This is a genomic window from Pantoea sp. MBLJ3, from assembly GCF_000816655.1.
GTDB lineage: Bacteria > Pseudomonadota > Gammaproteobacteria > Enterobacterales > Enterobacteriaceae > Pantoea > Pantoea eucalypti.
On the sequence record NZ_JSUT01000003.1, the window covers coordinates 459,917 to 467,044 of the forward strand.

Annotated in this window: 7 protein-coding genes; 6 read left to right on the forward strand and 1 reads right to left on the reverse strand. The window is 55.4% G+C overall.

What is annotated here, in order from left to right:
- Nucleotides 1–27 precede the first annotated feature (27 nt).
- From gsiC to NP77_RS05265, 5 genes are all read left to right on the forward strand, one after another.
- On the forward strand, nt 28–957 hold the full coding sequence (gsiC, locus tag NP77_RS05245) for a glutathione ABC transporter permease GsiC (protein WP_003852314.1): 930 nt from the start codon (nt 28–30) through the stop codon (nt 955–957).
- Nucleotides 954–1,859 (forward strand): glutathione ABC transporter permease GsiD, encoded by a 906-nt coding sequence (gsiD, locus tag NP77_RS05250; protein WP_003852316.1) that lies wholly within the window; start codon nt 954–956, stop codon nt 1,857–1,859. Before gsiC ends, gsiD begins: the two co-directional genes overlap by 4 nt.
- On the forward strand, nt 1,856–2,305 hold the full coding sequence (locus NP77_RS05255) for a DUF4385 domain-containing protein (RefSeq protein ID WP_003852318.1): 450 nt from the start codon (nt 1,856–1,858) through the stop codon (nt 2,303–2,305). Before gsiD ends, NP77_RS05255 begins: the two co-directional genes overlap by 4 nt.
- A 395-nt stretch (nt 2,306–2,700) precedes the next feature.
- The gene (locus NP77_RS05260) at nt 2,701–3,336 is read left to right on the forward strand and encodes a carbonic anhydrase (RefSeq protein WP_003852320.1); all 636 of its coding nucleotides are present in this window, start codon (nt 2,701–2,703) and stop codon (nt 3,334–3,336) included.
- A gap of 118 nt (nt 3,337–3,454) precedes the next feature.
- Entirely contained in the window at nt 3,455–4,591 is a 1,137-nt protein-coding gene (locus NP77_RS05265) for a PQQ-dependent sugar dehydrogenase (RefSeq protein ID WP_003852322.1), read from the forward strand.
- Nucleotides 4,592–4,729: 138 nt separating this feature from the next.
- On the opposite strand, the gene NP77_RS05270 is transcribed toward NP77_RS05265, so the two are convergent.
- Nucleotides 4,730–5,386 (reverse strand): HAD family phosphatase, encoded by a 657-nt coding sequence (locus NP77_RS05270; RefSeq protein WP_003852323.1) that lies wholly within the window; start codon nt 5,384–5,386, stop codon nt 4,730–4,732.
- A gap of 272 nt (nt 5,387–5,658) precedes the next feature.
- On the opposite strand from NP77_RS05270, the gene NP77_RS05275 reads away from it, so the two are divergent.
- On the forward strand, nt 5,659–6,861 hold the full coding sequence (locus tag NP77_RS05275) for a serine hydrolase (RefSeq protein ID WP_039659304.1): 1,203 nt from the start codon (nt 5,659–5,661) through the stop codon (nt 6,859–6,861).
- Nucleotides 6,862–7,128: the final 267 nt, after the last annotated feature.

Here is a 7,128-nt window from a genome sequence, read left to right on the forward strand (position 1 = left end):
TGGCTGGCCGCAGCTGCAGGATGTTGCATGTTTAACTATTTTCTTAAACGACTGTTGGGGCTGATTCCAACGCTGCTGATAGTGGCGGTGCTGGTGTTCCTGTTTGTTCATATGCTGCCGGGCGATCCGGCACGCCTGATTGCCGGGCCGGAAGCTGATGCCTCCGTGGTGGCGCTGGTGCGTCAGGAACTGGGGTTGGATCAGCCGCTGCCGCAACAGTTCTGGCATTTTATGCTGAATGCGCTGCAGGGTGATTTCGGCCAGTCGATGGTCTCAAAGCGGCCGGTTGCGGATGAGATCGCCTCGCGCTTTATGCCGACCCTGTGGCTGACGCTGGCCAGCATGATCTGGGCGGTGATTTTTGGCATGACCATCGGCATTGTTTCGGCTGTCTGGCGCAACCGCTGGCCTGACAGGCTGGGGATGACGCTGGCGGTATCGGGCATCTCGTTTCCCGCCTTTGCGCTGGGCATGCTGCTGATGCAGGTCTTCTCAGTGGAGCTGGGCTGGCTGCCAACCGTCGGTGCTGACAGCTGGAAACATTACATTCTGCCCTCGATCACCTTAGGTGCGGCGGTGGCGGCGGTAATGGCACGCTTTACCCGCGCGTCGTTCGTGGAGGTGATGCAGGAAGATTACATGCGCACCGCCAGGGCTAAAGGGGTACGCGAGTCGCTGGTGGTGGTGAAACACGGCCTTCGCAACGCGATGATCCCGGTGGTGACGATGATGGGGCTGCAGTTTGGTTTTCTGCTTGGGGGATCGATCGTCGTCGAAGTGGTGTTTAACTGGCCGGGACTGGGCCGTCTGCTGGTCGACTCGGTGGCGATGCGCGACTATCCGGTTATTCAGGCAGAGGTGCTGCTGTTTTCACTGGAGTTTATTCTGATCAATCTGTTTGTCGACATGCTCTATGCGGTGATCAATCCCGCTATTCGCTTTAAGGAGTCGCGATGAAAAACTGGCGACGTGAAGCGGCCCTGAAAACAATGCCGCTGATTGCGGAGAACCGGGTTCGTACGCCATGGCGAGAGTTCTGGCGGCGCTTCCGGCAGCAGCCGGTGGCGCTGCTGGCCGGCGCGTTTGTACTGCTGCTGATTGTGCTGGCGGTTATCGCTCCGTGGATTGCGCCGTTCGACGCAGAGAACTACTTCGATTATGACCGGCTCAATGAGGGCCCGTCCCTGATTCACCTGTTTGGTGTCGATTCGCTGGGTCGTGATATTTTCAGCCGGGTGCTAGTCGGGACGCGTATTTCCCTGATTGCCGGTTTCTTTTCGGTGGTGATCGGCGCATTGATTGGCACGCTGTTTGGGCTGCTTGCCGGGTATTACGAAGGCTGGTGGGACCGCATTACCATGCGCATCTGTGACGTGCTGTTCGCGTTTCCCGGCATCCTGCTGGCAATTGCGGTGGTGGCGATCATGGGCAGCGGCATGAGCAACGTGATTGTGGCGGTGGCTATCTTCAGTATTCCCGCCTTTGCCCGCCTGGTGCGCGGCAATACGCTGGTGCTGAAGCATCAGACCTATATTGAGTCAGCACGCAGTATTGGCGCGTCTGACTGGACCATTCTGATGCGGCATATCCTGCCCGGTACGGTATCGCCGATTGTGGTCTATTTCACCATGCGGGTCGGCACTTCGATCATCACCGCTGCCAGCCTGTCGTTTCTGGGGCTGGGTGCACAACCGCCCACACCGGAGTGGGGCGCGATGCTGAATGAGGCGCGTGCCGACATGGTGATTGCGCCTCATGTAGCGATTTTCCCCAGTCTGGCCATTTTCTTCACGGTTCTGGCATTTAATTTACTGGGAGACGGGCTGCGTGACGCACTTGATCCTAAACTAAAGAGATGAAACCTTTCGATTATGATCAGGACTTCAGCACGATTGATTTCCGCCAGCATCCCGAGCGTTATCAGGTCGGGCGAGGCGAGCAGGGTGTGCTGATGGTCGAGCCTTATAAGAGCGAAATTCTGCCGCACTGGCGTTTTCGCACTGTCCCCATTGCTGAAGAGTCGGCTGAGAAAATCATGGCGCTGTTTGAGGATTACCGGCGTCAGGATGATTTTGTCGGTATGGATATGGCGCGCAAATTTATCCAGATGGGGTATACCCGAGCGCGTCGCTACAGCAATCATAAAGGCGGACGCAAGTATGACGCAGACGGCAAAGAGCTGCCGCGCGGCGTCAACGAAGAGAAAGCCGCAGCGGCGGCCATTTTCAAAGCGTACTGGGATAAACTTCGGGAAGATGAGGACTATCTGAAACGTAAAAAAGCGCATCAGCAACAGTATGGCTGAGTGCTGATTCCCCCCGGCGGCCTGTCGCGCAGCATTGCGGTTCAGGCGGCCCTCCAGCGTGTGCCACATCCGCTGACGTAAAAGTGAAAGTACGTCCACCTGCTATGTCGTGCGTAAAGTAGTGAAAAAACGCGTAAAAGCGGAGCGCGATCTCAGGTAAAAAAAGCAGACGGATCAAACGTTACCTTTTCCAGTAACTTCCCGTGCTATAAAAAGAAATCAACCAGGATGCTTCTGGCTGACCGATAAGCGAAACGCTGACAGTGGCGATGGTCCAGGGCTGACTGCAAAACTCGGGTTGATATTCACTTGTTTTCATTAATAATAAACCAGCAAACCCCACTGAGGAGGCTATGCTCCTCAGGTAATGAAATGGATAATGTGAGAGCTAAATAATGAAAGAGATCATCAACGGATTTCTGAATTTCCAGCAGAATGTGTTTCCTGAAAGGAAGGATCTTTTCAAAAGCCTGGCGTCAAATCAAAATCCGAAAGCGCTGTTCATCTCCTGTTCAGACAGCCGTCTGGTGCCTGAACTGGTAACACAGCAGGAGCCAGGAGAGCTGTTCGTTATCCGCAATGCGGGCAACATCGTTCCCTCATTCGGCCCGGAGCCAGGCGGTGTCTCTGCCACTATCGAATATGCGGTTGTCGCACTGGGTGTCTCCGACATCATCATCTGTGGTCACTCTAACTGTGGTGCCATGAATGCCATCGCCTCCTGCGCCTGCATGGATACCATGCCAGCGGTTGAGCACTGGCTGCGTTATGCCGATGCGGCAAAAGCGGTGGTTGAGCAGCGTCAGTATGACTCGCCAGAGAAGAAGCTGAACGAAATGGTCAAAGAGAACGTTATCGCCCAGCTCAACAACATGAAAACCCATCCGTCGGTCTCCGTTGCCCTGCGTAATGGCAAGCTGCGTCTGCACGGCTGGGTCTACGATATCGAAAGCGGCACCATTATGGCGCTGACCCAGGGTGGCAAGCAGTTCATCACCCTGTCGGATAATCCGGATACCTGTTTCGAGTAATGCCTTTCACCCGCTGCGTCCTGCAGCGGGTTTCCTGTTTAATCTTTTGTAAATCCTCAGGTTCACCCCGCGACGGATGACTACGCTTAAGGTCAAGCCATCCTGTCAGGAGATCCCTATGTCCCGTTTTTCGACCGCTCTGCTGCTGAGTAGCGCGCTATTCTGCGCTTCGCCGCTGTTTGCCGCTGACGTGAAAGTTGAGGTATTACAGGATAAGTTACAACATCCATGGTCCGTTGCCTTTCTGCCCGACAACAAAACCCTGCTGATTACCGAACGTAGCGGACAGTTGCGCAGCTGGAGCCCGGAGAGCGGTCTGTCGCAGCCAATCAAAGGGGTGCCGACAGTCTGGGCAGAACGGCAGAGTGGTTTGCTGGACGTGGTGCTGGCACCCGATTTTGCGACCAGCCGTCGCGTCTGGCTGAGCTACACCGAGGCGAACAGCAGCGGCAAAGCGGGCGCGGTAGTGGGCGTCGGGACGCTGAGCCAGGATAACCGGCAGCTCAGCGATTTTCGTGAGGTGATTCGGCAGACGCCGATGCTCTCCAGCGGCAACAATATCGGCACCCGGCTGGCCTTTGATACCCAGGGTTATCTCTGGATTGCATTCGGCGATAATTTTGTCAGCAGTGCGGCGCAGGATCTCGATAAGCTTCAGGGCAAGCTGCTGCGGCTGAATGCTGATGGCAGCGTGCCTGACGATAACCCGTTTGTGAAAAAGGCCGGCGCACGGCCAGAAATCTGGGCCTATGGTCTGCGTAATCCGCAGGGACTGGCGCTTAACCCCTGGACCGGCATGATATGGGAAAACGAGCATGGCCCGCGAGGCGGCGATGAAGTGAATATCATGGCCCGGGGCAAGAATTACGGCTGGCCGCTGGCGACGTACGGCATTGACTACAATGGCGACAACGTGCCGGAGTCAAAAGGCACTCATGTCGCGGGCACCGAACAGCCGCTGTATCACTGGAAAGTTTCTCCGGCTATCAGCGGCATGGCGTTTTATAACAGCGCCCGTTTTCCCCAGTGGAAAAACTCGCTATTCATCGGTGCACTGAAAGAGAAAAACCTGATTCGTCTGAGTATTAACGGCGAAAAAGTGGTGGAGGAGCAGCGGCTGCTGGGGGATCAGAATGTGCGGATTCGTGATGTGCGACAGGGGCCGGATGGCTATCTCTATGTGCTGACCGATGAGGCCAATGGCAAGCTGTTGAGAGTGGGATTAGCGCAGGACGCTGGCGCATCCCGCGGCTAAAAACCTTGTCCATCAGGTGAGTTAATTTTTCAGTCTGCACCTGGCTCTGCTTGCAACCCTCGCGTACTCCATGTGCGTTCCGATTGTTCAGCGCCCGGGCTGTCTGCAAAAATTACGCCCGATGGACACGACGCTGAATCAGCGAGCCCAGTGATAAACCTGCCATCCACGGTTTAACGCTTCCTGGTGTAGCTGCGCATCCGGGTTGATGACATGGGCATGATCGGCCTGCTCCAGGAGCGGCAGGTCGTTCATTGAATCACTGTAGGCCCAGGTGCGCTCAAAGTGCTCCTGCTGCTGCAGCGCTTTCCAGTCACCCAGTCGGGTCACTTTGCCCTCTTTATAGGTCATGGTGCCGTAGGTGTTGCCGCTGTAACGCTCGTCCACGATTTCAACACCAATCGCCAGCGCGCCGCAGGCTCCGAGTTTCTCAGCAATCGGCACCACCAGATGCTCGCCGCTGGCAGAGATGATCATCACCCGGTCGCCGCGCGCCCGATGCCATTCGATCCGCTCGCGGGCGGCCGGATAGACACGAGGCAGGATGTCGCGCTGAATGAAGCGACGCACCCAGCCTTCAACGGTCAGCGTCGCCATGCCCGCCAGCGGTGAGAGCGTCTTATTCATATACTCTTCAATCGAAAGCGTACCGGCATAATACTGATTCATTAATGCCTGTTCCTGATCAATCAGTTCGCTGGGAGCAAATCCCTGTGATACCAGCCAGCGCAGCCACAGGCTGGTGCTGTCTTCACAAATGAGTGTTTCATCAAGATCAAAAAGGGCTAAGTCCATGGTCGGTCTCCTCGGCTGACTGGCGTTCAGGTTAGCTGATATTTGTGACGGGCTTAACTCTTCTGCGAAAAATCGGAATTTCACGCAGTTTTGGTGGCGACAGAATCGGAAAAAAGGGGCACGCGCGCGGCGTTTATGCCAGGGTTACTCTACTAAACTCTAAAAAACTTTACGATTCGACGGTTTTTTTCACTGCCGTCAGGGGGTAGCGTTTGAGTGAGAATTTTCTGCCCCTGGAATTTCGATTTAACAAGGACAATCCGGCCAAGCTCATGACAAACACTCGCTTCTCATCTCGCCTGCGGCACTTTGCTGCCACCTCATTACTGATTCTTGCCCCCATCAGCGTTTTTGCTGAGCAGGCTCCCGCCGCGCCCGGCATTGATGCTAAAGCGTGGATTCTGATCGACTACGCCAGCGGTAAAGTGCTGACTGAATCCAGTGCCGATCAGCGTCTCGATCCCGCCAGTCTGACTAAGATGATGACGAGCTACGTAGTGGGTCAGGCAATTAAAGCAGGCAAAATCAAACCGGATGATCTGGTCACCGTCGGACAGGATGCCTGGGCGACTGGCAATCCTAAGCTGCGCGGCTCTTCGCTGATGTTCCTCAAGCCTGGCGACCGCATTCCGGTGCATGAGCTGAATAAAGGAATTGTGATTCAGTCCGGTAATGATGCCTGTATCGCGCTGGCGGATTATGTGGCAGGCAGTCAGGATTCGTTCATCGGCCTGATGAATAACTATGTGAAGGCGCTGGGACTGCAGAACACCCACTTTATGACGGTGCATGGTCTCGATGCAGAAGGGCAGTACAGCACTGCGCGGGATATGGCGCTGATTGCTCAGGCGCTGATCCGCGATGTGCCTGAAGAGTACGCCCTGAATAAAGAGAAAGAGTTCACCTTTAACAATATTCGCCAGATCAACCGCAACCGTCTGTTGTGGAGCACTAACCTCAAAGTGGATGGTGTTAAAACCGGCCATACCTCTGGTGCCGGTAATAACCTGGTGGCTTCGGCGACCGAGGGCGATATGCGTCTGATCTCTGTAGTGCTCGGCACCGCCAGCGATGCGATTCGTTTTCGTGAAAGTGAAAAGCTGCTGACGTGGGGTTTCCGTTTCTTTGAAACAGTAACGCCGATAAAAGCGGATGCGCCGTTTGCGCAGCAGCGGGTCTGGTTTGGTGACAAGAGTCAGGTGAATCTGGGTGTGGCGAAAGATGCCGCACTGACCATCCCGAAAGGGCAGATGAAGAATCTGAAGGCGAGTTTTAAACTCAATGCGCCGCAGCTTGAAGCGCCGCTGAAGAAGAATCAGGTGGTCGGCACCATCGACTTCCAGCTGGATGGCAAAACGATTGAGCAGCGTCCGCTGGTGGTGCTGCAGGACGTGCCGGAAGGCGGCTTCTTCAGCCGGATGATTGATTTCGTGATGATGAAGTTCAACGGCTGGTTCGGGAAGTGGTTTTCATAAGTCTGAGGGACGCTGAGGCGTCCCTGCTGACTGCTGGCAAACCCAAATCAGGATGCATCTGGCAGCAATGAATTAGCTTAACGTGCAGGGAACACGGTCAAAGGAGGCAAGCGTCCCGCGCCATGGATAAAAACGCCGGGAGCGTTTTTGAACAACGCAACGCGTTGGCCCCTTTACGGGCGCCCCTCAGGGATGAGGGGCGTACTAAAAACGCCGGGAGCGTTTTTGAACAACGCAACGCGTTGGCCCCTTTACGGGCGCCCCTCA